The 26,612-nt window shown below is 72.2% G+C and carries 21 protein-coding genes; 13 read left to right on the top strand and 8 right to left on the bottom strand.

The window, feature by feature from the left end:
- Nucleotides 1-4 precede the first annotated feature (4 nt).
- From AB0L89_RS29585 to AB0L89_RS29565, 5 genes are all read left to right on the top strand, one after another.
- Entirely contained in the window at nucleotides 5-925 is a 921-nt protein-coding gene (locus tag AB0L89_RS29585) for a DUF364 domain-containing protein (protein ID WP_365147386.1), read from the top strand.
- Nucleotides 922-2,223: an MFS transporter gene (locus AB0L89_RS29580; protein ID WP_365147383.1), complete on the top strand. Its 1,302-nt coding sequence runs from the start codon at nucleotides 922-924 to the stop codon at nucleotides 2,221-2,223. The genes AB0L89_RS29585 and AB0L89_RS29580 overlap by 4 nt, the downstream gene beginning before the upstream one ends.
- Nucleotides 2,220-3,338 carry an iron ABC transporter permease gene (locus AB0L89_RS29575; protein WP_365147380.1) on the top strand — a complete coding sequence of 373 codons (1,119 nt, stop codon included), beginning with the start codon at nucleotides 2,220-2,222 and terminating at the stop codon, nucleotides 3,336-3,338. The genes AB0L89_RS29580 and AB0L89_RS29575 overlap by 4 nt, the downstream gene beginning before the upstream one ends.
- Before the next feature lies 1 nt (nucleotide 3,339).
- Nucleotides 3,340-4,113, top strand: coding sequence for an ABC transporter ATP-binding protein (locus AB0L89_RS29570; RefSeq protein WP_365147377.1), 774 nt, complete (start codon nucleotides 3,340-3,342; stop codon nucleotides 4,111-4,113).
- A gap of 91 nt (nucleotides 4,114-4,204) precedes the next feature.
- Nucleotides 4,205-5,224, top strand: coding sequence for an ABC transporter substrate-binding protein (locus tag AB0L89_RS29565; protein WP_365147374.1), 1,020 nt, complete (start codon nucleotides 4,205-4,207; stop codon nucleotides 5,222-5,224).
- A gap of 55 nt (nucleotides 5,225-5,279) precedes the next feature.
- On the opposite strand, the gene AB0L89_RS29560 is transcribed toward AB0L89_RS29565, so the two are convergent.
- The 7 genes from AB0L89_RS29560 to AB0L89_RS29530 all read right to left on the bottom strand — a co-directional run bounded on the left by AB0L89_RS29560 (nucleotide 5,280) and on the right by AB0L89_RS29530 (nucleotide 16,022).
- Nucleotides 5,280-6,698: a tetratricopeptide repeat protein gene (locus AB0L89_RS29560; RefSeq protein ID WP_365147371.1), complete on the bottom strand. Its 1,419-nt coding sequence runs from the start codon at nucleotides 6,696-6,698 to the stop codon at nucleotides 5,280-5,282.
- 198 nt (nucleotides 6,699-6,896) lie between these two features.
- A complete protein-coding gene (locus AB0L89_RS29555) occupies nucleotides 6,897-7,952 on the bottom strand; it encodes a methyltransferase (protein WP_365147369.1) in 1,056 nt (351 codons plus the stop codon).
- Between the two features lie 124 nt (nucleotides 7,953-8,076).
- Complete coding sequence (locus AB0L89_RS29550) at nucleotides 8,077-8,802, bottom strand: class I SAM-dependent methyltransferase (RefSeq protein ID WP_365147366.1); 726 nt, start codon at nucleotides 8,800-8,802, stop codon at nucleotides 8,077-8,079.
- A 152-nt stretch (nucleotides 8,803-8,954) separates the two neighbouring features.
- On the bottom strand, nucleotides 8,955-11,411 hold the full coding sequence (locus tag AB0L89_RS29545; protein ID WP_365147363.1) for a SpoIIE family protein phosphatase: 2,457 nt from the start codon (nucleotides 11,409-11,411) through the stop codon (nucleotides 8,955-8,957).
- Nucleotides 11,412-11,549: 138 nt separating this feature from the next.
- On the bottom strand, nucleotides 11,550-13,985 hold the full coding sequence (locus tag AB0L89_RS29540) for an MFS transporter (protein ID WP_365147360.1): 2,436 nt from the start codon (nucleotides 13,983-13,985) through the stop codon (nucleotides 11,550-11,552).
- Between the two features lie 237 nt (nucleotides 13,986-14,222).
- A complete protein-coding gene (locus AB0L89_RS29535) occupies nucleotides 14,223-14,666 on the bottom strand; it encodes an SRPBCC family protein (protein ID WP_365147357.1) in 444 nt (147 codons plus the stop codon).
- Between the two features lie 108 nt (nucleotides 14,667-14,774).
- Nucleotides 14,775-16,022: an SLC13 family permease gene (locus AB0L89_RS29530; protein ID WP_365147354.1), complete on the bottom strand. Its 1,248-nt coding sequence runs from the start codon at nucleotides 16,020-16,022 to the stop codon at nucleotides 14,775-14,777.
- 103 nt (nucleotides 16,023-16,125) lie between these two features.
- Here AB0L89_RS29530 and AB0L89_RS29525 point away from each other — a divergent pair, with 103 nt between their 5' ends.
- The 3 genes from AB0L89_RS29525 to AB0L89_RS29515 are packed head-to-tail and all read left to right on the top strand — an operon-like array spanning nucleotide 16,126 to nucleotide 18,135.
- Complete coding sequence (locus AB0L89_RS29525) at nucleotides 16,126-17,160, top strand: Rv2578c family radical SAM protein (protein ID WP_365147351.1); 1,035 nt, start codon at nucleotides 16,126-16,128, stop codon at nucleotides 17,158-17,160.
- Between the two features lie 36 nt (nucleotides 17,161-17,196).
- Nucleotides 17,197-17,595: a RidA family protein gene (locus AB0L89_RS29520; RefSeq protein ID WP_365147348.1), complete on the top strand. Its 399-nt coding sequence runs from the start codon at nucleotides 17,197-17,199 to the stop codon at nucleotides 17,593-17,595.
- Entirely contained in the window at nucleotides 17,596-18,135 is a 540-nt protein-coding gene (locus AB0L89_RS29515) for a GNAT family N-acetyltransferase (protein ID WP_365147345.1), read from the top strand. It begins immediately after the preceding gene.
- A gap of 19 nt (nucleotides 18,136-18,154) precedes the next feature.
- Here the strand turns inward: AB0L89_RS29515 and AB0L89_RS29510 are convergent, their stop codons facing one another.
- Nucleotides 18,155-18,724 (bottom strand): adenylosuccinate lyase, encoded by a 570-nt coding sequence (locus tag AB0L89_RS29510; protein WP_365147342.1) that lies wholly within the window; start codon nucleotides 18,722-18,724, stop codon nucleotides 18,155-18,157.
- 351 nt (nucleotides 18,725-19,075) lie between these two features.
- Here AB0L89_RS29510 and AB0L89_RS29505 point away from each other — a divergent pair, with 351 nt between their 5' ends.
- From AB0L89_RS29505 to AB0L89_RS29485, 5 genes are all read left to right on the top strand, one after another.
- Nucleotides 19,076-20,857 carry a 3-hydroxybutyryl-CoA dehydrogenase gene (locus AB0L89_RS29505; protein ID WP_365147339.1) on the top strand — a complete coding sequence of 594 codons (1,782 nt, stop codon included), beginning with the start codon at nucleotides 19,076-19,078 and terminating at the stop codon, nucleotides 20,855-20,857.
- Between the two features lie 94 nt (nucleotides 20,858-20,951).
- Nucleotides 20,952-21,776: a TetR family transcriptional regulator gene (locus tag AB0L89_RS29500; protein ID WP_365147876.1), complete on the top strand. Its 825-nt coding sequence runs from the start codon at nucleotides 20,952-20,954 to the stop codon at nucleotides 21,774-21,776.
- A 476-nt stretch (nucleotides 21,777-22,252) separates the two neighbouring features.
- Nucleotides 22,253-23,578, top strand: a complete 1,326-nt coding sequence (gene ccrA, locus AB0L89_RS29495) for a crotonyl-CoA carboxylase/reductase (protein ID WP_365147873.1) — start codon at nucleotides 22,253-22,255, stop codon at nucleotides 23,576-23,578.
- Between the two features lie 22 nt (nucleotides 23,579-23,600).
- The gene (locus tag AB0L89_RS29490; protein ID WP_365147337.1) at nucleotides 23,601-25,649 is read left to right on the top strand and encodes a protein meaA; all 2,049 of its coding nucleotides are present in this window, start codon (nucleotides 23,601-23,603) and stop codon (nucleotides 25,647-25,649) included.
- Nucleotides 25,646-26,611, top strand: a complete 966-nt coding sequence (locus tag AB0L89_RS29485; protein WP_365147334.1) for a CoA ester lyase — start codon at nucleotides 25,646-25,648, stop codon at nucleotides 26,609-26,611. The genes AB0L89_RS29490 and AB0L89_RS29485 overlap by 4 nt, the downstream gene beginning before the upstream one ends.
- The last annotated feature ends 1 nt before the right edge of the window (nucleotide 26,612 follow it).

Genomic DNA, 26,612 nt, shown 5'->3' with positions numbered 1-26,612 from the left:
CCACATGTCGCACCCCGTACCCCGCACCGTCGCCGAGCTCACCGACGCCGTCCTGGCCGGCGCGCACGGCCCCGACCCGGCCGGCCTCACCGTCACCAGCGCGTTCTGGCTGTACAACACCACCCGGCTGGCCGGCGGCGACGTGACGTACCACAACCACTATCTGCTGCTCCGCGTCGGCGACTCCTTCGGCGCCTGCTCGTTCGAGGCGGGTGAACTGGCCCCGGACTTCTGCGAGAACGCCTCGGGACAGCCCCTCGACACGCTCCTGCGCGATGCGTCGGCGCCCGTGCGGACCGCCGCGCTCGACGCCTATCTGGCCCGGGTGCGCCCGCACCGCGACGCCGACGACGCCGAGCGCGTGCTGCTGCCCGCAGGGACGCCCGAGGTCCGCGCCGAGGCGCGCGACGCCGCCATCGCCGGGCTGCTCGACCTCACGCCCGGCGCCCGGGTCGCCCTGATCGGCGTGGTCAATCCGCTCGTCGCGGCGATACGGGAGCGGGGCGGCGTCTGCCTGCCCTGCGACCTGAACCTGCGGACGACCGCGTGGGGCGACCCCGTCACCGACGACATGACCGAGGTCCTCGCGCAGGCGGACGCCGTCGTCGCCACCGGCATGACGCTCAGCAACGGCACCTTCGACCTGATCCTGCGCCACTGCGTGGAGCACGGCGTGCCCCTGACCGTGTACGCCCAGAGCGGCAGCGCCGTCGCCCGCGCCTTCCTCGGCGGCGGTGTCACCGGTCTGAACGCGGAGCCGTTCACGTTCTCGCAGTTCAGCGCCGACGTCACACCGATGTACCGCTACCGCGCCGCTCCCGTGGACGGGTCGGCCGCGCTCGTGGACGGCTCGGCCACTCCCGTGGACGGTTCCGGCACGCTTGTGGACGGTTCCGGCACGCTCGTGGACGGAGCCGCCGCGTGAGCGTCGACGCCACCAAGGACACCGGGGGCAGCGCGGCCGACCCGGCCGAGGAACCCCTGCCGGGCGATCTGCGGATGGCCCGCGCGCTGTGGCCCGTGCTGCTCGCCTCGGCGGTCGGCCTGCTGCCCTTCACCGTCTTCAGCACCTACCTCGTGCCGATCGCCGACGAGGCCGGCAGCGGTGTCGCCGCGATGGGCGGACTGCGCGGGCTCGGCGGCCTGGCCGCCCTGCTGGTGGGCACCGCCCTGGCGCCGCTCATCGACCGGGTGCCCAGGGAGTGGGCGGTCGCGGGCGCGCTCGTGGCGCTCGGCGCGTCGGCCGCGCTCGGCGCCGGCGGGAACTTCGTCCTGCTCGCCGTGTTCTGCCTGCTTGTCGGTGCCGCCACGGCCGTCCTGAACCCGGCGCTGACCGCGGCGGCCGCCGACCGCTTCGGCACGGGCAAGGCGGCCGGGCGCGCGGCGACGCTGGTCACGGCCACCCAGTCCATGACCGCGATGCTCGCCGCGCCCGTCATCGCGCTGCCCGCGCTGTTCTGGGGCTGGCAGGGCGACCTCCTCGCCGTGACCGCCGTGTCGCTGCTGCTCGCCGCGCTGTTCGTCGCGCGCCGCGAGCGCACACCCGGCGCGCGGCGGGCGGACGCCCGTCAACGCCTGGGCTACCTCGCCTCGTTCAAGGCGCTGGGCGCGGTGCCCGGTGCCGTACCGCTGCTCCTGATCGCGCTCCTGCGCACCGCCGTGTTCATGGGCTATCTCTCCTACCTCGCGGCCTTCTACCAAGAGCGGTTCGGCCTGGACGCCGGTCTGTTCGCGTTCGTGTGGACGCTGAGCGGGGCGTCGTTCTTCGTCGCCAACCTCCTCACGGGGCGGCTCACCAACGCGGCCGAGCCGCGCGTCGGCACCGAACGGCTGCTCACCATCGGCCTGTTCGCCGCGCTCGTCTCGGTCGTCGGCTTCTACTTCACGCACTGGCTGCCGCTCGCCCTCGCGCTGACCTCGCTGCACGCGGCGAGCCACGCCGTCGTCGCGGCCTGCGTGGTCAGCCTCATCGTGCGGCGCTGCGGGCCTGAGCTGCGCGGCTCGGCGCTGAGCGTCAACGCCGCCGGCATGAGCCTCGGCGTGTTCGTCGGCGCGGCGCTCGGCGGCGCGGGCCTGGGGCTCGCCGGATACCCGGGCGTGGCGGCCGTGTTCGGCGCGCTCGTCGTCGGCGCGGTGGCGGCCGCGGTGTTCGTACTGAGGGCGCGACCGGCGCGGGACGAGGTACGGGACGAAGCGGTACGGGACGAGGCGGATCCCGCATGAGCGCGACCGCCGAAGCGCCCGTCGAGCCCGCCGAGCCCGTCGAAGGGAGCGGCCCCGTCGGCGTACGCGAACGCCTCGCCTCCCCCAGGGCCCTCGTCCTGACCTGTGTCGCCCTCTTCCTCCTGCTGCTGCTCTCCGTCGTCGTGGCGATCGGGCTCGGCGCGGCGGTGGTCCCGCCCGGCGAGACCGCCCGCTATCTGTGGGCGGCGCTCACCGGCGGCCGCATCGACGCCGACGAGACCACGACGTACCAGATCATCTGGCAGATCCGCACCCCGCGCGTGCTGCTCGCCGCCCTCGTGGGCGCGGGCCTCAGCGCGGTCGGCGTGGCCATCCAGGCGATGGTGCGCAACGCACTCGCCGACCCCTTCGTCCTCGGCGTCTCCTCCGGGGCGTCGGTGGGCGCGGTCGGGGTGACCGTCTCCGGCGGGCTCGCCGCGCTCGGCGTCTACGCGGTGTCCGCGGGCGCGTTCCTGGGCGCGCTCGTCGCCTCCTTCCTCGTGTACGTCGCCGCGTCGACGCGCGGCGTGCTCTCGCCGCTGCGGCTCGTGCTGACGGGCGTGGCCCTGTCCCTCGGCTTCCAGGCCGTGATGAGCGTGATCATCTACTTCGCGCCGGACAGCGAGGCGACGTCCATGGTCCTGTACTGGACCATGGGCAGCTTCGGCGCGGCCTCCTGGGACACGCTGCCCGTCGTCTCCGCGGTGGTCCTGGCCGGCCTCGTCGTCCTGCACCGCCACGGCCGCGCCCTGGACGTCCTCGCGCTCGGCGACGAGACCGCCGCGTCCCTGGGCGTCGGCCCCGACCGGCAGCGCAGGCGGCTGCTGGTCGTGGTCTCGCTGATCACCGGCGTGATGGTGGCGGTCAGCGGCGCCATCAGCTTCGTCGGTCTGGTCATGCCGCACCTGGTGCGGATGGTCGTCGGCGCCACGCACGCCCGGGTGCTCGCGCTCGCCCCGCTGGTCGGCGCGGTCTTCATGGTCTGGGTCGACCTGCTGTCCCGGACGGTCGCCGCGCCGCGCGAGCTGCCGCTGGGCGTCATCACCGCGCTCGTCGGGGTGCCGGTGTTCATCGCGCTCATGCGGCGCAAGGGCCATGTGTTCGGGGGGCGTTGAGATGGAACTCCGCATGAGCGGACTCTCGTACGTCACCGACGGGCGGAGCCTGGTGCGTGATCTGTCGCTCGACGTCGGCAGCGGCCGGGTCGTGGGCCTCGTGGGGCCGAACGGCAGCGGCAAGTCGACCGCCCTCAAGTGCGTGTACGGCGCGCTGCGCCCGACCCGCGGCACCGTCCGCGTCGGCGAGGACGACCTGTCCCGGCTCCCGCCCCGGCACGCCGCCCGGCTCGTCGCCGCGATGACTCAGGACGGCTCCGTCGACCTCGACTTCACCGTCGAGGAGGTCGTGGCGCTCGGCCGGGCACCCCACCTGCGGGGCAACCAGGCGCTCGACGCCCGCGAACGGCGGCTGTGCGCACAGGTGATGGAGCGCCTCGGCATCCGGCACCTCGCCCGGCGCGGCGTCCTCACCCTCTCGGGCGGCGAACGCCAGCGCGTCCTGCTCGCCCGCGCCCTCGTCCAGGAGCCGCGGATCCTGGTCCTGGACGAGCCGACCAACCACCTCGACGTACGCCACCAGGTCGCGCTGCTCTCACGGCTGCGGACCGCCGGGCTCACCGTCCTGGTCGTCCTGCACGACCTCAACCTCGCGGCGGCCGCCTGCGACCGCATCGGCGTCCTGAGCCAGGGCCGTCTGGTGGCCGCGGGCACACCGGCGGAGGTGCTCACCGAGGAGCTGGTCGCCGACGTGTTCGGGGTGCGGGCGAGCGTCGTCACGCATCCGCTGACCGGTGACCCGCAGCTGCTGTACGCACTCGATGCCTCCCTCTGACCCCTCGACTCCCCCTGCCGATCCCCGAACTCCCTCTGGCATCCCCGACATCCCTGACTCCCCGACATCCCACGAAAGGCGCCGTTCTGCCATGTCCCCGACCCGATCGACCACGACCCCCACCCGCTCCCTCGCCCTGGGCTCCGCGCTCGCGGCCGTGTTCCTCCTCGCCGGCTGCGGCGCGGAGGTCGGCCAGGACGACTCCAAGGCCGCCTCCGAAACGGTCACCGTCAAGCGGTGCGGCGAGGACGTCCCGTACAAGGTGCCGCGGCGCGCGGTCGCCTACGAGGGCGGCAGCGCCGACAAGCTGTTCAGCCTCGGCCTGACCGAGCACGTGCACGGATACGTGATGCCGCCCGCCAACCCGCCGGTGAGCGAGTCTCCCTGGGCGTCGGAGTACGCCAAGGTGAAGATGCTCGGCGACGACCTGCTCAACAAGGAACTGGTCGTCGAGGCGAAGTCCGACTTCGTCGTCGCGGGCTGGAACTCCGGCTTCAGCGACCAGCGCGGCATCACCCCGAAGATCCTGGACAAGCTCGGCATCCAGAGCTTCATGCACACCGAGAGCTGCTTCAACTACCCCGGTCACCCGCAAAAGGTCACGCCGTTCAAGGCTCTCTACAGCGACCTGGAGCGCCTCGGGAAGATCTTCCGCGTCGAGAAGAAGGCCGAGGAGGTCGTCGGCGGCCTGAAGAAGCGGGTGGCGGCGGTGGAGGCGAAGGCACCCAAGAGCGGTGAGCGCGTGCCCGTCTTCCTCTACGACTCCGGCACCGACCAGCCGTTCACCGCGGGCAGCCAGGTCCCGCCGAACGACATCATCAAGAGCGCGGGCGGCCGGAACATCTTCGACCGCCTCGACGAACGCTGGACGCAGGTCACCTGGGAGGCCGTGACCAAGGCGGAGCCGGAGGTCGTCATCATCTTCGACTACGGCGACCGGCCGGCGAAGAAGAAGATCGAGTTCCTGAAGAAGTCCCCGCACACGAGGGAGCTGCCCGCCGTGAAGAAGAACAACTTCTTCGTCCTCGACTACAACGAGGGCATCAGCGGGCCGCGCGACATCGACGGCCTGGAGAAGTTCGGCGCGTACCTGCGAAAGCTGAACCGCTAGCGCCCCAGGGGCCGTTCAGCGCCGCTCAGTGCCGTTCGGCGCCGCTCAGCGCTGCTCAGCGCTTGAGGACCGCCACCCCCTCGGCCGCCTGGTCGGCCGCCGTGGCACGGGCCGCGGCGGCCTGCGCGCCCTGCCCCAGCTCGTCGGCGAGCCGCGCCCGGGCCAGCCAGTTGTACGGGCAGACGGGGCGCAGGTTGATCCGCTCGCTGAGCAGGGTGCGGGCCAGCTCGTGGCGGCCCGCGCGCAGGGCGGCCTCCAGCAGGGTCTTGTGCACGGCGTCGCGCTGGGCGTGGCTCCCGCCGTACGCGCCGAGCCGGTGCCGCACGGGCAGCAGCAGGTCCACGGCCTGGTCGTGGCGCTCCTGTCCGTACGCGATCAGCGCGCGGCAGACGGGCAGGCCGACGTCCGCGGTCATCGCGCGGTTGGCGAGGCCGCGCCCGCCGCGCGCGACGTACGCCTCGCGCTCGCGCACCAGGCGTTCGGCGTCGGGGACGCGGCCCGCGCCGACGTACGCCATCACCGCATGTACGTCGTTGAAGGCGTAGTACGCGCCGTCGTGGCGGGCGGCCCAGGCGTCGGCGAGCCGCTGCCACCGTCCGCCCGCGTCCTGCCCCGCCAGGTGCAGCCGCCACAACAGGGCGGCGGCGTCGAGGAGTTCCATGGCCGCGCCCGTCGACCCCGCGTGGTGCAGGGCCGCGTCGTAGATCTCCAGGACGCGGGGGACGTCACCGGCCTCCAGGGCGTAGAGGCAGTAGTGCCACCAGTTGTGCACGTTCAGGTAGTTGCCCGTCGCCCAGTCGCCGGAGCGCGCGTCGAGAAAGCGGATGCCGTCGGCGAACCGCCCCTGCATCTCGTAGGTGTGGACCACCGCGTGGATGGCCCACACGTCGCGCGGCCCGCGCTCGACGGCCGCCAGGCCCGTCTCGCGGGCCTGCTCGTAGTGCCCGGCCTCTTCCAGGCCGAAGGCGTACATGCCCAGGAGCGGGCCGTGGTGCGGGTCGGCGCCGTCCCAGGCGGACAGCGCGCCGCCGACGCGGTCGCGCAGCCGCGGGGCGTCACCGGTGAAGAAGTCGATCTGGTGGCCGACCGCCAGGGCGAGCACGTCGTGCGGGTACTCCACGGAGATCTCGCCGAGCACCCGGCCCGCCTGGTGGATGTCGCCGCACAGCCAGGCGGTGGCGGCGGCGACGTGCATGCGCTCGCGCGGGGTCATCTCCCCGCGGCGCACCTGTTCCTTGAAGTGCTCGAAGGCGTCGCGGGCTGCGGCGGCGTCCTTCTGCTCCGTGCCGAGCAGGCCCAGGTGAGCGGCGAGGACGTGGCCCATGACCGAGCGGGGCGCGGCGGCGAGCAGTTGCCGGGACGCGTCGGCCACCTCGGCGCGGAAGTACAGCAGATGGTCCAGCGCCTGCTCGTAGTGGCCGACGGCCTCGGCCCCGGTGTGCGACATCGGGTGGCCGTGCCGGTCGCCTGCCATGATCGGCTCCTTCCGCGGGGACGCGCCGAGAGACTCGGTCGCCGGGTGCGGCGGCTCTCTGCGGGACAGGACCCCATCCTGCCCGTCGCGAGCACACTTGACGCACCGTGACGGGCACGGAAAGTGACGGTCGGCCGGCGAAGGCGACGTCCGGAAGACCCCGGCCCGCGTCCGGCACGAAGGTCGGTACGTGACGCCTCAGGCGACCCCGGCCTCCACGACGGAGAACGAGTTGGGCGCCCCCAGCGGTGTCACGGACAGGACCGTCAGGCCCGCCCGACCGCACAGTTCCTCGAACTCGGCCCGGGTGCGCTCCCTGCCGCCCACGTTCACGAGCATGTTGAGGTCGCTGAGATACGGGACGCCCGCCCGCTCCTGGTCGGCCGTCTCGGGCAGCACCGACTCCACGATCAGGACGCGCCCGCCGGGCGGCAGCGCCGCGCGACAGTGGCCGAGGAGGGTGACGCACCGGTCGTCCGGCCAGTCGTGGACGATGCTCTTCATCAGGTAGAGGTCGGCGCCCTCGGGCACCGACCGGAAGAAGTCCCCGGTCACCAGCGAGCACCGCCCGGCGAGCCCGTGCCGCTCCAGCGTCGCCGGAGCCTGGGCCAGCCCCTCCTCGGTGTCGTACAGGACACCCGTCAGGCCCTGGTGCTCCCGGAGCACCGCGGACAGCACCGTGCCGTCACCGCCGCCGATGTCGGCGACCGTGCGGAACCCGCCGAAGCCGTAGAGCTTGGGCAGCAGTTCGGCGGTGCTCCGGGAGCTCTGGCTCATCGCCCTGTTGAACCGCGCGGACTGCTCCGGGTGTTCCTTGAGGTAGGAGAAGAAGTCCGTGCCGAAGGCGGAGTCGAAGGCCGTCTCGCCGGTCCGCAGGGCGACGTCCAGGTCCTCCCAGGCGCGCAGCATGACCGGCTCGGTGAACAGGGCGACCAGGTCCGTCATGGAGTCGGGGTGGCGCGGGTCGAGCAGGGCGCCGGTGGGGGTGGCCGCGTACGTGCCGGGCACGGTCTCGTGCGCAAGACCGAGGCCGGTCAGGGCCCGCAACAGCCGTGTCATGCCCTGCACTTGGATCCCCGCCTCGGCGGCCACCTCGGCGACCTGACGCTCCCGGTCGCCGAGCAGTTCGATCACGCGCAGCCGGTGGGCCGCCCGCACGGTCTGCACCGCCATGCTCCCGAAGAGGAGGCGGATCAGTCGCACCCGCTCCTCGGTCTCCACGGTCCCCGTCTCTCGCGCGTCGCCGTTCGTCACAGCCGTTCCCCTTCCGCTTCGGACGGTGCCCGGCCGCACCCGGCGGGCCGAGCAAGTTAGGTAAGCCTAACTTCGACGGGCCGCCCGCCAGAGAGCGACGGGATCGTTTCGGCCAACGGAACGTTCAGCTCCCGTGCCCCAGCACCAGCCATCTCGACGGCAGTTCGATGCGCGTGCCGTCCGGGGTGAACTCCGTGGTGGTCAGCGGCAGTTCACCCGACGCGAGGACCGCGAGGCCGGCCGCCTCGACGTGCGCGTCCACCGCCGCGTCGACGAGCTCGGCGGGGGCGATGCCGTGGGCGAAGACCGGCGCCAGCTTCGGGGGCGGCCCGTCGGGGCTCCGCGCGAGGCCCAGCAGGAGGGGGCGGGCCGCCTGGGAGAGTTCGACGAGGAAGGCGCGGCCCCGGTCGCCGATCAGCGTGGCGATGCCGTCCAGGAGCGGCTGCCGGTCGTCGGGCTCGCACTGGTGCAGGACGCCCCGCAGGTAGACGTTGGCGTCGCCGACCTCCGCGTGCAGCTGCTCCACCTCGCCCCGCTCGGCCGCGTCGAGCTGCCGGAAGTCCGCCTGCCCTGCCGGGTCCGCGCGCCGGGCGTGGTCGACGGCGGCCGCGGACAGGTCGACGCCGAGGACGCGCGGGAAGCGGTCGGCGAGGAACCGCGTCTGTGTGCCGTTGCCGCAGCCGAGGTCGACGACGGGCAGCCCGATCGCGGCCATGTGCGGCTCGAACAGCGCGAGATGGAGGCCGACGGTGAGGGCGGGCTCGGCGTCCCAGAAGACGGACCCCGGTTCGTCGGGGGCGTCCTGCCAGAAACCCTCCCACGCCTCCTTGTACCGACTCGTGACGCTCATGCCAGTGCTCCCCGGGGTGTGACGAGAGCCGTCGAAGCCGACGACGAGATCGGTGTATCGCGCGCCGGGCACGTGGACAAGCCATCGGGAGCATCCGGCGGCGCGGCACGCGTCCCTCTTCGGTGGGACAGCGCCCCCTCTTCGGCGGCTCCTCAGCTACGCGGCAACGCCAGTTCGAACCACACGGTCTTGCCCGCCCTCGTCCGGCTCGTCCCCCACTCCTTCGCCAGGGAGCTCACGACGCGCATGCCGCGCCCGAACTCGTCGCCGCCGCCCGCGCCGAGCAGCGTCGGCAGCGTCGGGTCGTCGTCCTCGACCTCGCACAGGAGCGTCCCCGAGCGGACCAGCCGCACATCGACCCGGCCGCTGCGGGAGTGCCGCACGACGTTGGTGACCAGCTCGCTGACCAGTAGCTCGGCGGTGTCGCTCAGGGCCTGGAGCGACCAGGCGCCCAGCTGTTGGCGCACCAGTGCGCGGGCCCGGCCCACCTCGCTCGGGTCGGGGACGAGCCGCCGGTGCGCGACGTCCTTGTCCGCGATGCCGTTGAGCCTGGCCATGAGGAGCGCCACGTCGTCCTTGCGTCCGCCCTGGGTGTTGAGCGCCCGGATGATCGTGTCGCAGGCGTCGTCCATCGAGGCGGCGGGGTGCGCGGCGGACTCGGTAAGCGTGGCGAGGCCGACGCCGATGTCCTCGCCGCGGACCTCGACGAGCCCGTCGGTGCACATCAGCAGCCGGTCGCCGGGCGCGACCCGCAGCAGGACCGACTCGAAGGGCACACCGCCGACCCCGATGGGCGCCCCGGTGGGCAGGTCGAGGAGTTCGCTGCGGCCGTCCTCGGCGCGCACCAGGACGGGCGGGATGTGGCCCGCGTTGGCCAGGTGCAGCTCGCTCGCGATCGGGTCGTAGACCGCGTACAGACAGGTCGCCAGGTAGTGCTCGCCGAGGCGCTGCGCGAGGTCGTCGAGGTTGCGCAGGAGCTGTTCGGGCGGCAGGTCGAGAGCGGCCATGGTCTGCACGGCGGTGCGCAACTGGCCCATCATCGCGGCCGAGTTGAGGCCGTGCCCCATGACGTCGCCGACGACGAGCGCGGTCCGCGAACCGGGGAGTTTGACCGAGTCGAACCAGTCGCCGCCCACCCGGCCGAGGAGCGTGCCGGGCAGATAGCGGGTGGCGATGTCGCAGCCGGACATGCGGGGTCGGATGTGCGGCAGCATGCTGTCCTGGAGGGTGTCGGCGACGCTCTCCTGATACGTGTACATGCGGGCGTTGTCGAGCACGAGGCCCGCGCGGGCGGCCAGTTCGGCGCCGGTGACGCGGTCCATGTCGTTGAAGACCGGCCGCTCCCGGTGGCGGAGCAGGATCATGAAGCCGAGCACCACGTTGCGCGCCTTGAGCGGGACGACGAGCATCGAGCGGTGGTTGATCAGCGGCCGGATGTCCCGCTTCTCGAACTGCGAGGCGATGGCGTTGCCCATCTCCTCGGTGATGCGCGGCACGAGCACCGGATCGCCCGAGGTCATGCACTGGAAGAACGGCGTGTGCGCGGGGAACGGCATGGACTCGCCGACCGGCACCACGTCGTCCCAGCGGCCCGGCTCGTCGGTGTGCTCGACGGCGACCCGGTGCCACAGCGTGGTCTCGTCCGGCACGCCCTCGGGGAACCCCTCGCCGGCGACGACCTGTTCGCGCAGATACGTGCCCGCCACGTCCGTGAAGCGCGGCACGACCGCCCTGCTGACCTCCAGGATCGTCCGCGACAGGTCGAGCGAGGAACCGATGCGCCCGCTGACCTCGTTGAGGAACTCCAGGCGCTCGCGCACCGCGGCGTACTCCAGGTCCTCGCCCTCGTCGTCGGCGGCGGCCTCCTCGGCCGGCGCCGGCAGCCCCTGGGCGGCGGCCAGCGCGGCGCGCCGCCTGCGCTCCTTGCGCTCGACACGGCGGGCCACGCCCCAGTCGGGCGTGACGGGCACGCGGTCGTGCCTGCTGAACTCCAGCACGGGATAGCCCAGTTCGAGGATCTGGGCGACGATGCGGGAGCTCTCGCCGACGCTCATGCTCGGCAGGATCTCGGGGAGCCGGGCCGCGAGGTCCTCGGCGCCGGGGAAGTCCGTGTGCAGGGCGAAGCCGGGCACGATCCGCTCGACCTGCTCGCCCCCGTCGTCCCGCTCGCCCCCCGGCTCCGCGGCCACGGTCAGTCCCGCGGTGTCGGCGGCGAGCACGAGCAGCCGCTCCGGTCCCGGCCCGACCAGCGGATACGCCCACCAGAGCACGTCGACCCGGCCGCTCTCGCGGCTCTGTCCCGGCCCCGTGAGGCGGGCGCGGCCCGCGGCCGGGTAGCAGATGCGGCCGTCGAGGGAGGTCTCCAGGTCGGGGCCGAGTCCGTCGTACGCCCCATAGGGCTCGCGGTCCTCGGGGAGGGCGCCGTGCACCGGGAGCAGATCGCCGACGGGACGGCCGACGGCCTGTTCCTTGTCCTCCCCGAAGAGGCGGCGCGCCCCGGCGCTCCAGTGCGAGACGAGACCGGCGCCGTCGACGACGACCACGGCCAGGGGAATGCGCCCGGCCGCGGCACTCTGCGTCACCGGCCCGCCCGGAGTGCCTCGATCCATGGCCCCGCTCCTTCCGCGGCAGCGCAAGATCTGGGCCGCCACCAACCACGTTACGACCGTGGCCGGTTGCCGTGCGGGGCAATGCGGGAAATTGGCCATGGGGCGGGGCACCGGCGCACGCCCCCTTCGCCGGGAGTCTCAGTCCTCGTGACCGAGCTGGAGATCCCGCTCCGTGCGGCCGCCGCCCGCGACCTGGAGGACGGTGGCGACCGGCGGGTAGCCCGCGGCGATGACCGTGTACTCGCCGGACGAGAGGTCGACGAAGCGGAAGGTGCCGTCCGTGCCCGTGGTCAGGGTGTCCACGACGTTGCCCGCCGCGTCGAGCAGCGTCACGCGCGCGTCCTCGACGGGCCGCCCGCCGCTGGCCCGCACGGTGCCCCGCAGCACGGCGCCGCCCGCGAGCTCCACGTCCTGGCGGGTCTCGCGCGAGGCCTGCACGCTGACGGGCAGCGCGGCGGGCCGGTAGGCGGGGGCGCTCGCCGCGAGGGTGTACTCGCCGGCCACCAGCTCGGTGATGACATAGCTGCCCTCGCGCCCGCTGCGGGTCGTCGCGACGACTTCCCCGCGCACGTCGGTGAGGGTGACGGCGGCGTCCCTGACGGGTGTTCCGTCGGCGGTCAGGACGGCGCCCGCGAGGCGTCCCGCGCCGCCGAGCACCACGTCGAGCTCGACGGGCCGCTCGCCGACGGTGACGGTGACGGCCTGCGGCTGGTGCCCGCCGGCGGCCGCGATCAGCACGAACGACCCCGCACCCGGCGTGGCCAGTGCGTACCGCCCGTCGTCGCCGCTCGCGCCGCGCCCGATCTGCTGTCCTGCCACGTCGATGAGGGTGAGGGCGGCGCGGGGCACCACGGTGCCGTCGGGGTGCTGGACGGTGCCGCAGACCGGGACCCCGGCGGCGTACGACGCCGTACGGGCCTGGGGCACCGGGGCGGGCTCTGCGGTGGGTGCGTTGTGGGAGGCGGCGCTGGACAACAGGGGGGTCTCCTTGAGGAAGAAGGCGAGCAGCATGCCGAGGACGAGCACCGGCACCAGGTAGAAGAAGATCCGCGGCATCGCGTCGGCATAGGCCTGGATGTAGCCGTCGCGCAGCGGGGCGGGCAGCGTGTGGACGAGCTGCGGGGTGATGGACTCGGGGTCGGGCAGCGACCCGTCGGTGCCCGCCCCGGCGGGGAGCCGGTCCCGGAGCGCGTCGGCGAGCCGGTCGGCGAGCAGCGTGCCGAAGATCGCGGCGCCCACGCTGCCGCCGATCTGCCGGAAGTAGTTGTGGGCGCTGGTGGCGGTGCCCAGGTCGGAGGGGGGCACCGCGTTCTGCACGGCGAGGATCAGGACGGGCATGACCAGGCCGATGCCGGCGCCGAGGACGCCCATCCAGACGCTGTACTGCCAGCGGGGCGTGTCGACCTCGAGGTGCGAGAGCAGCCACATGCCGACGACGGACAGGGCCCCGCCGAGGATGGGGTAGATCCGATAGCGGCCGGTGCGGCTGATGAGCTGGCCGGAGATGATCGAGGCGCCGACGACGCCGCCCATCATCGGCAGCATGAGGAGGCCGGACTCGGTCGCGCTCGCGCCGTCGACCATCTGCAGGAAGGTCGGCAGATAGCTGGCCGCGCCGAAGAGGGCGACACCGACGACCATGCCCACCAGTGAGGTGAGGTTGAAGACCGCGTCCTTGAAGAGGTGCAGCGGAATGATCGGTTCTGCCGCGAACCTCTCGACGATCAGGAAGAGCACGCTCGCGACGACGGCCCCGGCGCCGAGCCCGAGGATGACGCGGTCGCCCCACGCGTACTCGGTGCCGCCCCAGCTGGTCAGCAGCACCAGGCAGGTGGAGGCGGCGGCGAGCAGGACCGCGCCGAGCACGTCGAGCCGGGCCTTGGCGGTGGGCTTGGGCAGCTTCAGGACGAGCGTGACGACGAGCAGGGTCACGAGCCCGAACGGCACGTTGAAGTAGAAGCACCAGCGCCAGGACGCGTGGTCGGTGAAGAAGCCGCCGAGCAGCGGGCCCGCGACCGAGGCGAGGCCGAACGCGGCGCCGATCAGGCCCATGTAGCGGCCGCGCTCCCGGGGCGGCACGATGTCCGCGATGATCGCCTGCACGCCGATCATGAGGCCGCCCGCGCCGACGCCCTGGATCGCGCGGAAGGCGATGAGCTGGTCCATCGTCCGCGACCAGCCGGCGAGCGCCGAGCCGATGATGAAGACGACGATCGCGAACTGGAAGACGCCCTTGCGTCCGAAGAGGTCGCCGAGCTTGCCGTAGATCGGCAGACCGATGGTCGCGGTGAGCAGATAGGCGGTGATCGCCCAGGACATCTTGTCCAGGCCGTGCAGCTCACCGACGATCTTCGGGAGCGCGGTGGCGACGATCATCTGCTCCAGGGCGGCGAGCAGCAGGGCGAGCATCAGCCCGACGAAGACCATCCGGACGCGGCTGGGACTGAGCCCTTCCATCGTCGGCTCCGGGGCCGGTGGCGGCGCCTGGCCCGCCCCACGGTCCGCCGGCTCCGGCGGCGCCTCGGCCACCGCGCCGTCCTGCTCGGCGACCTTCACCAGCGTCGTCCCGCCCACGTACTGCTCCCCTCGTCGCGCCTGCGGCCGCCCATTTCTCGCATTACGCGACAACTGGGAGCAAGCGCGACGAGCGGTGTCCACAGCGGCCTTGTACGGCGTAAGTGCCGGTCGGAGCGCTGGGGCGCACATCGGAGCCGAGCAGAAAACCACTCGAAACGGTGAGCGTGACAACAACCCTGATGGGCTACGCGGGAGTTGGCAGACCGACGGACCGGCCTGCCGCTCCCGGTGGGGCTACTTCTCCAGCTCGGCGGCGAGCCTGCCGAGGACGGCGTCGTAGATCCGCCCGAGCCCCTTGGGCGCGAACGTCTTCTCGAAGAAGCCGCCGATGCCGCCCGCGCCGTTCCACACGGTGGAGACGACCACGCGGGCCTTGCCCTCACCGGCCGGGGTCACGCGCCAGGTCGTGACCATCGAGGAGTTGCGGTCCTTCTCGACGAGTTCGCCGTCGGTGGGCTCGCTGACCTCCAGCAGGCAGTCGCGGATCCGCTTGCTGGTGGCCTGGAGCTTCCAGTGGACGAGGGTGCCCTCGCCGTCGCCGCCCTCCCGCACCTCGTACTCGCTGAAGTGCTCCGAAAGGAGCTTCTCGCGCGTGCCGTTGTAGTCGGCCAGCGCGTCGAAGACGTCGTCCGGCTTCGCCGCGATGATCCGCTCCGTGGTCGCCTCGACCTGCGCCATTGCACTTCCTCCAGCACTTGGTGTCTCAGGGGTTCACGGAAAGCCAACCACCCGGCATACCGGCCGCCCAAATCGGGTCCCGGGTGAAAGGCGCGCCCACCGGCGGGTTCACGCGGGCAGCAGGCGCAGCGAGACCCAGAGCGCGAGGGTCGACAGGAGGAGTGCGGCGGGGGTGGTGAGCAGTCCGAGGCGGGTGAACTCCCGCAGGTCGACGTCGTGTTCGTGCTGGTGGGCGATGCGGCGCCACAGGAGGGTGGCGAGGGATCCCGCGTAGGTGAGGTTGGGTCCGATGTTCACGCCGAGCAGCACCGCGAGGACGGCGCCGGGGCCGGAGGGCGCGGCCAGCGGGACCAGGGCGAGCACGGCGGGCAGGTTGTTGATCAGGTTGGCGAGCAGCGCGGCGACGGCGGCGGTGCCCAGCAGCGCGGGCAGGGCGGTGCCGTCGGGCAGGACCCGCCCCAGGGCGTCGCCGAGGCCGTTGTCGACGACGGCCCTGACGACGACGCCGAGGGCGAGGACGAAGGCGAGGAACGGCAGCGAGGCCGAGCGCAGGATCGCCACCGGCGTCGTGCGGCGGCGCACGAGGGCGCGCACGGCGAGCACGGCCGCCCCCGCCGCGGCGGCCCAGGCCGGGTCGACGCCGGCGGCGGAGGCCACCGCGAACCCGGCGAGCGTGGCGGCGACGGTGACCAGCGCGAACAGCGGCATCCGGGGCGGCTCGGCGGTCTCGACGCCCTCGGCGGGCGCGTCCAGGTCGGCGGCGAAGAACCGCCGGAAGACGGCGTACTCGACCGCGACGGCGACCAGCCAGGGCAGCGTCATGAGCAGCGCGAAGCGCGTGAAGCTCAGGCCGGTCGCGGTGAACGCGAGGAGGTTCGTGAGGTTGGAGACCGGCAGCAGCAGGGACGCGGTGTTGGACAGGTGGGCGGCGGCGTAGACGTGCGGCTTGGGCCGGGCGCCCATGCGCGCGGCCGTGGCGAAGACGACCGGGGTCAGCAGGACCACGGTGGCGTCCAGGCTGAGCGCCGCGGTGATCACCGAGGCGAGTCCGAAGACGGCGGTGAGCAGCCGCCGGGGCCGCCCCGCCGCCCACCGCGCCATCCAGGTGCCGCAGGCCCGGAAGAGCCCTTCGTCGGCGCAGAGCTTGGCGAGGACCAGGACGGCGGCGAGGAACCCGATCACGGGACCGAGCCGCGCGGCCTCCTCGCGCACGTCGTCGAGCGGGATCGCCCCGGCCGCGATCACGACACCGGCGGCCGGCACGGCGAAGGCGGCCTCGGGCCAGCGGAAGGGACGGACGACGGCGCAGACCAGGACCACGATCAGGGCGCCGACGGAGAGGGACTCGACGAGCATGCCTCAGATCATGCATCGCCCGCCGGGGCGGCACGGCGGTGGCCCTCGCACGATCAAGGGAACATGTGTTCTATTCTGTGGCCAGAGCTACCGAGGAGGCGTCATGCGCTGGGAGAACCTCTCCGACGGGCCGCGCCCGGGCACCGCCGATGCCGCCCTGTTCGGCGCGGACGCGGTGCGTACGAGAACGTTCGACACCCCCGAGTTCCGGGGGATCACCTTCCACGAGATCCGGGCCAGGTCGGTCCTGAACCGCGTGCCGGGCGCTTCCCGGATGCCGTTCGAATGGACGGTCAACCCCTACCGGGGCTGCACGCACGCGTGCGTCTACTGTTTCGCGCGCAAGACGCACAGCTACCTCGACCTGGACACCGGCCTGGACTTCGACAGCCAGATCGTCGTCAAGGTCAACGCGGCCGAGGTGCTGCGGCGCCAGCTCGCCTCGCCCCGCTGGCACGGCGACCACGTCGCCATGGGCACGAACGTGGACTGCTATCAGCGCGCGGAGGGCCGCTACCGCCTGATGCCGGGGATCATCGGGGCGCTGCGCGACCGCGGCAACCCCTTCTCGATCCTGACCAAGGGCACGCTGATCCTGCGCGACCTCGACCTGCTGCGGCAGGCGGCCGCGGTGACCGACGTGGGGATCTCCGTGTCGGTCGGCTTCACCGACCACGAGCTGTGGCGCACGGTCGAGCCGGGCACGCCCGCCCCGGAGCGCCGCCTGGACGTCGTGCGCACCCTGACCGAGCACGGCATCGGCTGCGGCGTCCTGATGGCGCCCGTCATCCCCTTCCTCGGCGACCACCCCGACCAGCTGCGCGCCACGGTGCGGGCCATCGCCGCCTCGGGCGCCACCTCCGTGACACCGCTCGTGCTGCATCTGCGGCCGGGGGCCCGCGAGTGGTTCATGGCCTGGCTCGGGCAGCACCACCCCCACCTCGTAGGGCGCTACGAGCGGTTGTACGCGGAGGGGGCCTACGCCCCGAAGTGGTACCAGCGCCGCGTCACCCGCCATGTGCACGAGCTGGCCGAGGAGTTCGGCATCGGGCCCACGCGTGCGGGCACCGCGCGACGGATCCGCCCGCCCGAGGATCCGGTCCCCGCGACCGGCCCCACCCAGCTCACGCTGCTGTAGGCGGGCGCTGTCAGCGGCATGATCCATCATGGGGACATGAGCCGACTCACGCACATCAGCGCCCCCGAGGGCGTCGCCCCCGCCACCGCGTACACGCACGTCGTGATGGGCACCGGCCGGTTCGTCGCCGTCTCGGGGCAGTTGTCCCTGGACGAGGACGGCAGGCTGGTCGGCGAGGGCGACGCGGCGGCGCAGGCCCGTCAGGTCTTCGAGAACCTGCGCCGCTGCCTCGCGGCGGCCGGCGCGACCTTCGACGACGTCGTGAAGCTCACGTACTTCGTGACGGACATGGCGCACATGTCCGCCGTGCGCGCCGCGCGGGACGCCTTCCTCGACCCCGAGCGGCTCCCCGCGTCCTCCGCGGTGCAGGTGGCCTCACTGGTCGGCCCGCAGTTCCTGATGGAGATCGAGGCGTTCGCGGTGGTGGCCGAGTAGATGCCCGGCCTGCACGTACGGACGATGACCGAGGGCGACTGCACGTCCGTCGCCGAACTCCGCGTCCTCGGCTGGCAGTCGGCGTACGCCGGGCTGATGCCGCAGCCGTTCCTGGACGCGCTCGACGTCGAGGAGGGCGCGGCGTGGCAGCGCGAGCGGTTCGCGCGGGGCCCGGGACGGACGGTGGACCTGGTCGCGGAGCGCGCCGGGCGGGTCGTCGGCTGGGTGAGCTTCGGCCCGTCGCGCGACGCCGACGTCCCGCCGGGCGAGGCCGAGTTGTACGCGCTGTACGCCCACCCGGAGCATTACTCCACGGGCGTGGGCCGGGCCCTGGTCCAGGAGTGCGTGGCGCGCTGCGCGGCCGCCGGGCACGGCCGGCTGCGGCTGTGGGTCGTCGAGGGCAACACGCGCGCCCGTCGCTTCTACGACCGCGCGGGCTTCGGTCCGGACGGCGCCCGCGCACCGGACGAGGTGGACGGCGTGCCCGTACCCGAGATCCGCTGTGAACTCCCCCTGCGCCGACCGCCCCACCCCGCCTGAGCCGCACGCGCCCCGCGGCTCACTCCGGCAGCCGCGCCAGCGCCGCCGAGGCCGCCGCGGCCAGTCGGGGGTGGGCCCGCGCCGTCATCAGGACCGGCCTCGCCCGCCCGTCCCCCAGCGCCCCGAGCCCCTCCACGCACGCGAGCGCGATCTTGCCGAACGGGTCGTGCGGCGCCAGCCTGCGCTGGAGCGTGGTGATCAGCGCGGGCACCGACTCCGGGGCACGCAGTTCCGTCAGCAGCCGCACCGGGTGCAGGGCGTAGGCGACGCGGAGTTCGTTCGTGGCGAGCGCGGCCGCCGCGCGCGCCGTGCGGGGGTCGCCGAGGCGCGCCAGGGCGTAGGCCGCCGCGGCGCAGCGCGGCGGGTCGCGGTGGTTGAGGAGGAGCACGAGCGACTCGAAGGCCCGGCGATCGCCGGCCACCCCGAGCCGGAAGGCCACCAACTCCCTGGCCCACAAGGGCTGTCCCGGCGAGACGAGCACCTCGGCGAGCTCATCGAGGTCGTCGGTGGCGATCAGCTTCTCGTACTCCTTGCTCCCTCCGGACTCTCCGCGTAAACGTTCCGTCACCGTCCGCAACTCCTGCTCCATGGCCGCGAGCCTAAGCCTTACCCAGCGGTCGCGACGTAGATCACAGGTATCGGGCAACATCGGGGGCTGGCGCGCTCATTACTCGCGGGTTAATCTCAGGTGAGCGGGGCACACTCCCCTCTAGCACTCCCTCACGACGGCCTGGTGACGCAGCCGTCGTGGGTGCAGGTCGGTTCGGTGCACCAGGCACCTCAGTACGACGTGGCCCCGGGACAGGGCCGGTCGATTCCTCACCGGGCGCGGCGAGCGCGCCGCCCGGGCACGACACACCCTCACCTTCCGCACGCCGTACGGCCGTTGCCGTCCCCGTGTGCGCCCCTCAGTCGTCACTCTCTTTCCTGGAGTCCTCGCATGGACGCTCCTTTGAACACCGTCGCCGTCATCGGTCTGGGCACGATGGGCACCGGCATAGCCGAGGTCCTGGCCCGTGCGGGCCGCGAGGTCATCGGCATCGACATCAGCCAAGCGGCGGCCACCCGGGCGGTCGCGTCCCTGGAGGCCTCCACAGCCCGCGCGGTGCGCCGCGAACGGCTCACCGACGAGGAGAGGCGCGACGCCCTCGCCCGCTTCCGCACCTTCACCGACCTCCAGGCCGCCGCCGACGCCGACCTGGTGATCGAGGTCGCCCCGGAGTCGTACGAGATCAAGCAGCAGATCGTCCGCGAGCTCGACACGGTCGTGCGCCCGGACACGATCATCGCGACCGGCACCAATGCGCTGTCCGTGACCCGCCTCGCCGCCGAGTCGGCCCGCCCCGAGCGCGTCCTCGGCCTGCACTTCTTCAATCCGGCGCCCGCGATGAAGCTCGTCGAGGTCGTCTCGTCCGTGCTGACCGCGCCCGCCGCCGTCGCCGCGGTCACCGAGCTGGCGTACGCGCTGGGCAAGGAGCCCGTGGCGGTCGGCGACCGGCCCGGCTTCGTCGCCGACGGGCTGCTCTTCGGCTACCTCAACCAGGCCGCCGCGATGTACGAGGCGAAGTACGCCTCCCGCGAGGACATCGACGCCGCGATGCGGCTGGGCTGCGGCCTGCCGATGGGCCCGCTGGCGCTGCTCGACCTGATCGGCGTGGACACCGCCCGCACGGTCCTGGACGCCATGTACGCCGAGTCGCGCGACCGGCTGCACGCGCCCGCGCCCATCCTCAAGCAGCTCAGCGAGGCCGGCCTGACCGGGCGCAAGGCGGGCCGCGGCTTCTACACGTACGCCGAGCCGGGCAGCGCGGACGTGGTGGCCGACTCGCTCACCCCGCGAAAGGACGCGGAGGGGACCCGGGGACGCACCGTCCGCTCGGTCGGCGTCGCGGGCTCGGGGACGATGGCCTCGGGCATCGCGGAGGTCTTCGCCAAGGCCGGCTACGACGTGGTGCTCGCCGCGCGCACCGACGAGAAGGCGCAGACCGCCAAGTCCCGTATCGGAAAGTCGCTTTCGCGCTCCGTCGACAAGGGCCGGATGACCGCCGAGGCCGCGGCGCAGACGCTGGAGCGGATCACGCCGACCGGCTCGTACGAGGCGTTCGCCGACGTCGATCTGGCACTGGAGGCCATCGCCGAGGACCTGGCGGTCAAGCAGCAGCTGTTCGCGACGCTGGACAAGATCTGCAAGCCGGGCGCGATCCTCGCCACCACGACCTCCTCGCTGCCGGTCGTCGCCTGCGCCCGCGCCACCGCGCGCCCGCGCGACGTGATCGGCATGCACTTCTTCAACCCGGCGCCCGCGATGAAGCTCGTCGAGGTGGTCCGCACCGTGCTGACCGCGGACGACGTGCACGCCACCGTCCGCGAGGTCTGCACGAGGATCCGCAAGCACCCGGTGGACTGCGGCGACCGCGCCGGATTCATCGTGAACGCGCTGCTCTTCCCGTACCTCAACAACGCGATCAAGATGGTCGAGGAGCACTACGCCTCGCTCGACGACATCGACGCCGCGATGAAGCTCGGCGGCGGCTACCCGATGGGCCCCTTCGAGCTCCTGGACGTCGTCGGCCTGGACGTCTCGCTGGCCATCGAGACGGTCCTGCACCGCGAGTTCCGCGACCCGGGCCTGGCCCCGGCGCCGCTCCTCGAACACCTGGTGGCCGCGGGCTGCCTCGGCCGCAAGACGGGCCGGGGCTTCCGCGAATATGCCCGGCGCTGAGCCGACCGACGGGCTCCTGGGCCGGCGTACGGACTGGGGCGGGCTGCTCGAACCCTCGGGCGGCCCCGTCCCGCGGGAGCAGCGCGGCGCGCATATGCAGTACGTTCATGGCATGTCCAAGGCCGCCAAGTCCTCACGCAACGCATCCGCCGACGCTCCCGAGAGCGCCGCGGGCAGCCGTGCCGCCGCCCAACGGCTCAAGATGCGCCGCGAGCTGGCGGCGGCGGCCATGGAGCTCTTCGCGTCCAAGGGATACGAGGCGACGACGGTCGACGAGATCGCCGCCGCCGCGGGGGTCGCCCGCCGGACCTTCTTCCGGCACTTCCGCTCCAAGGAAGAGGCGATCTTCCCGGACCACGACGACACCCTGATCCGCGCGGAGGCGGTGCTGAACGCGGCGCCGCCGCACGAGCACCCGCTCGACACCGTGTGCCGCGGCATCAAGGAAGTCATGAAGATGTACGCGGCGCAGCCCTCCGTCTCCGTGGAGCGCTACCGCCTGACCCGCGAGGTCCCCACGCTCCGCGAGCGCGAGATCGCCTCCGTGGCCCGCTACGAGCGGCTCTTCACCCGCTACCTCCTGGGCCACTTCGACGAGCAGGCGCACCACGACGGCAACGACGACCCGTTGCTCGCCGAGGTCGCCGCCTCCGCGGTCGTCACGGCCCACAACCACGTCCTGCGGCGCTGGCTGCGGGCCGGCGGCCAGGGCGACGTGGAGACCCATCTGGACCACGCCTTCGCCATCGTCCGCCGCACCTTCGGCACCGGCATCGGCGCGGGCCGCGACGCCTCCCCCGCCTCGGTCCCGGCGACGGCCTCCGCGCAGGGCGAGGTCCTCGTCACGGTGGCCCGCACGGACGCCCCGCTGGACGAGGTCATGCGGACCATCGAGAAGGCGCTCAGGGAGCGCTCGTAACGGCGCGGGAAGAGTGCTCGTGGCGATGCTCGGAGAGCTCGTCTAGGTAGGTTTTCACCCGATTCGTCCTCGGCTTTTGAGGGGGCGCTACCAGCCGGTAGCGCCCCCTCAGTCGTGCCGCCACCCACTCTGACCTGCACTGATCGATCATCGGTCAAAAACTCATGGCACTCAGTGTCTTGCCCGTTGGCACGCGGTGTCATACGTTGATGTTGTCCGGGCGGCCGACGTACAGAGATCCTCCGTACGTCGGCTGTCCCCTCAAGCCACGGCTTGTGCGCCCGGACGCCTGCGTCACAGGCACCTCCCACGCCCCACCAAGGCGTCGCCGAGCACCACCCTTCGCCGAACCGACGGCACACCTCCACAGCACCATCAGCACCCCGACGCAACCCTCAAGACAGCGCTCCCGCAGGCGCTTCTTCGCCGGAGGCAAAACCGTGAAGGAAATCCTGGACGCGATTCAGTCGCAGACCGTGACATCGAGCGGCTCCGCCGCGGTCACGTCCGCCGACTTCGCCGCTCTCCCCCTGCCCGACTCGTACCGCGCGATCACCGTGCACAAGGACGAGACGGAGATGTTCGCGGGCCTGGACACCCGCGACAAGGATCCCCGCAAGTCCCTCCACCTCGACGAGGTGCCGGTCCCCGAACTCGGCCCGGGCGAGGCCCTGGTGGCCGTCATGGCCTCCTCGGTCAACTACAACTCGGTGTGGACCTCGATCTTCGAGCCGCTGTCGACCTTCGGCTTCCTGGAGCGCTACGGCCGGCTCAGCGAGCTGACCAAGCGCCACGACCTGCCGTACCACGTCATCGGCTCCGACCTGGCGGGCGTCGTCCTGCGCACCGGCCCCGGCGTGAACTCCTGGAAGCCGGGCGACGAGGTCGTCGCGCACTGCCTCTCCGTCGAGCTGGAGTCCTCGGACGGCCACAACGACACGATGCTCGACCCCGAGCAGCGCATCTGGGGCTTCGAGACCAACTTCGGCGGCCTCGCCGAGATCGCCCTCGTCAAGTCCAACCAGCTGATGCCGAAGCCGGGCCACCTGAGCTGGGAGGAGGCCGCGGCCCCCGGGCTCGTGAACTCCACCGCCTACCGCCAGCTGGTCTCCCGCAACGGCGCCGGCATGAAGCAGGGCGACAACGTCCTGATCTGGGGCGCGAGCGGCGGACTCGGCAGCTACGCCACGCAGTTCGCGCTCGCGGGCGGCGCCAACCCGATCTGTGTCGTCTCCAGCGAGCAGAAGGCGGACATCTGCCGCTCGATGGGCGCCGAGGCGATCATCGACCGCAGCGCCGAGGGCTACAGGTTCTGGAAGGACGAGCGCACCCAGGACCCCAAGGAGTGGAAGCGCTTCGGCAAGCGCATCCGCGAGTTCACCGGCGGCGAGGACATCGACATCGTCTTCGAGCACCCCGGCCGCGAGACCTTCGGCGCCAGCGTCTACGTCACCCGCAAGGGCGGCACCATCACCACCTGCGCCTCCACCTCGGGCTACATGCACGAGTACGACAACCGCTACCTGTGGATGTCCCTGAAGCGCATCATCGGCTCGCACTTCGCCAACTACCGCGAGGCGTGGGAGGCCAACCGCCTGATCGCCAAGGGCAAGATCCACCCCACGCTCTCCAAGGTCTACTCCCTGGAGGAGACCGGCCAGGCGGCCCACGACGTCCACCGCAACGCCCACCAGGGCAAGGTCGGCGTCCTCGCGCTCGCACCCGAGGAGGGCCTGGGCGTGCGCGACCCGGAGCTGCGGGCCAAGCACATCGACGCCATCAACCGTTTCCGCAACGTCTGAACCGATCGAGGAGCAGCGGAGCATGACAGAGCGTCAGAAGGACCGGCCGTGGCTCATGCGGACGTACGCCGGTCACTCCACGGCGGAGGCGTCCAACGAGCTGTACCGTCGCAACCTCGCCAAGGGGCAGACGGGCCTCTCGGTCGCGTTCGACCTGCCCACGCAGACCGGGTACGACCCCGACCACATCCTCGCCCGCGGCGAGGTCGGCCGGGTCGGCGTGCCGGTCTCGCACCTCGGTGACATGCGGCGCCTGTTCCAGGACATCCCCCTGGACCAGATGAACACCTCGATGACGATCAACGCCACCGCCATGTGGCTCCTGGCGCTCTATCAGGTGGTCGCGGAGGAGCAGGGCGCGGACATCGCCCAGCTCCAGGGGACGACGCAGAACGACATCGTCAAGGAGTACCTCTCGCGCGGGACGCACGTCTTCCCGCCGGGGCCCTCGCTGCGTCTGACCACCGACATGATCACGTATACGGTGGCCCGCATCCCCAAGTGGAACCCGATCAACATCTGCAGCTACCACCTCCAGGAGGCGGGGGCCACACCGGTCCAGGAGATCGCGTACGCGATGTCCACCGCCATCGCGGTTCTCGATGCCGTACGCGATTCAGGGCAGGTCCCCGAGGAGAAGTTCGGGGACGTCGTGGCCCGCATCTCCTTCTTCGTGAACGCGGGTGTCCGCTTCATCGAGGAGATGTGCAAGATGCGGGCGTTCGGGCGGATCTGGGACCGGATCACGCGCGAGCGGTACGGCATCGAGAACCCGAAACAGCGCCGCTTCCGCTACGGCGTGCAGGTCAACTCCCTGGGCCTGACCGAGGCCCAGCCGGAGAACAACGTCCAGCGGATCGTCCTGGAGATGCTGGCCGTCACCCTCTCCAAGGACGCCCGCGCACGCGCCGTCCAGCTGCCCGCCTGGAACGAGGCGCTGGGGCTGCCCCGCCCCTGGGACCAGCAGTGGTCCCTGCGCATCCAGCAGGTCCTCGCGCACGAGAGCGACCTGCTGGAGTACGAGGACATCTTCGCGGGCTCGCACGTCGTCGAGAAGAAGGTCGACGAGCTGATCGCCGAGTCGTTCGCCGAGATCGACCGGATCCAGGAGATGGGCGGCGCGATGGCCGCCGTCGAGTCGGGCTACCTCAAGTCCCAGCTGGTCTCCTCGCACGCCGAGCGTCGCGCCCGGATCGAGGGCGGCGAGGAGAAGATCGTCGGTGTGAACGTGTACGCGTCCACCGAGCCGAACCCGCTCACCGCCGACCTGGACGCCGCGATCATGACGGTGGACCACGCCGTCGAGGCGAAGGTCGTCCGGGCGATCGGCGACTGGCGCACCACGCGCCAGGAGTCCTCGGACCGGCAGGGCATGGGCGACCCGTTCCACTACCCGACCACCCGGCAGGCGCTCGACCGCCTCAAGGAGGCCGCGGAGGGCACGGAGAACCTCATGGAGGCCACCCTCGAATGCGCCCGCGCCGGGGTCACGACCGGCGAGTGGGCGGGCGCGCTGCGCGAGGTGTTCGGCGAGTTCCGGGCGCCCACCGGCGTCTCGTCGGCGCCGGTCGCGGTGACCGCCGAGGAGGGCACGCCGCTGGCCGAGGTCCGCCGCAAGGTCGACCGCACGGCCGACGAGCTCGGCGGCCGGCTGCGCCTCCTGGTCGGCAAGCCGGGCCTTGACGGGCACTCCAACGGCGCCGAGCAGATCGCCGTACGGGCCCGCGACGCCGGGTTCGAGGTGGTCTACCAGGGCATCCGGCTCACCCCGGAGCAGATCGTGTCCGCCACGCTCGCCGAGGACGTGCACTGCGTCGGCCTGTCGATCCTCTCCGGGTCGCACGCCGAGCTGGTGCCCGACGTCCTGGAGCGGCTGCGCGAGGCGGGCGCCACCGACATCCCCGTGATCGTCGGTGGCATCATCCCCAACGCCGACGCCGAGGACCTGAAGCGTGCGGGTGTCGCCGCCGTCTTCACGCCCAAGGACTTCGGCATCACGGAGATCATCGGCCGTATCGTCGACGAGATCCGGAAAGCGAACAACCTCGACCCGCTGGAGGTCCCCGCATGACCGCGCCCATCAACCGTCTGCGTCCCCGCCGCTCGTGTCTGGCGGTACCGGGCTCGAACCCGCGCTTCCTGGAGAAGGCCCAGGGCCTCCCCGCCGACCAGGTCTTCCTCGACCTGGAGGACGCCTGCGCGCCGCTCGCCAAGCCGGAGGCACGGCACACCATCGTCAAGTTCCTCAACGAGGGCGACTGGACGGGCAAGACGCGGGTCGTGCGCGTCAACGACTGGACGACCGAGTGGACGTACCGCGACGTCGTGACCGTCGTCGAGGGCGCCGGCCAGAACCTCGACTGCATCATGCTGCCGAAGGTGCAGACGGCCGACCAGGTCGTCGCGCTCGACCTGCTGCTGACCCAGATCGAGAAGACGATGGGCTTCGAGGTCGGCAAGATCGGCATCGAGGCGCAGATCGAGAACGCCCGCGGCCTGAACAACGTCAACGCGATCGCCGAGGCCTCCCAGCGCGTCGAGACGATCATCTTCGGCCCGGCCGACTTCATGGCGTCGATCAACATGAAGTCCCTGGTCGTCGGCGAGCAGCCGCCCGGCTACGGCGCGGACGCCTACCACTACATCCTGATGAAGATCCTGATGGCCGCACGCGCCAACGACCTCCAGGCGATCGACGGCCCCTACCTCCAGATCCGCAACGTGGAGGGCTACCGCGAGGTCGCGCAGCGCGCCGCGGCGCTCGGCTTCGACGGCAAGTGGGTGCTGCACCCGGGCCAGGTGGAGGCGTCGAACGAGATCTTCTCGCCCTCCCAGGAGGACTTCGACCACGCCGAGCTGATCCTGGACGCGTACGAGTACTACACGTCCGAGGCGGGCGGCAAGAAGGGCTCGGCGATGCTCGGCGACGAGATGATCGACGAGGCGAGCCGGAAGATGGCGCTGGTCATCTCCGGAAAGGGCCGTGCGGCGGGCATGCGGCGCACGTCCAAGTTCGAGGCCCCGGAGGCGTAAC

Origin of the sequence: Streptomyces sp. NPDC052114, assembly GCF_040680155.1 — a bacterium.
GTDB lineage: Bacteria > Actinomycetota > Actinomycetes > Streptomycetales > Streptomycetaceae > Streptomyces.
This window is presented reverse-complemented; position numbering and strand designations above follow the sequence as displayed.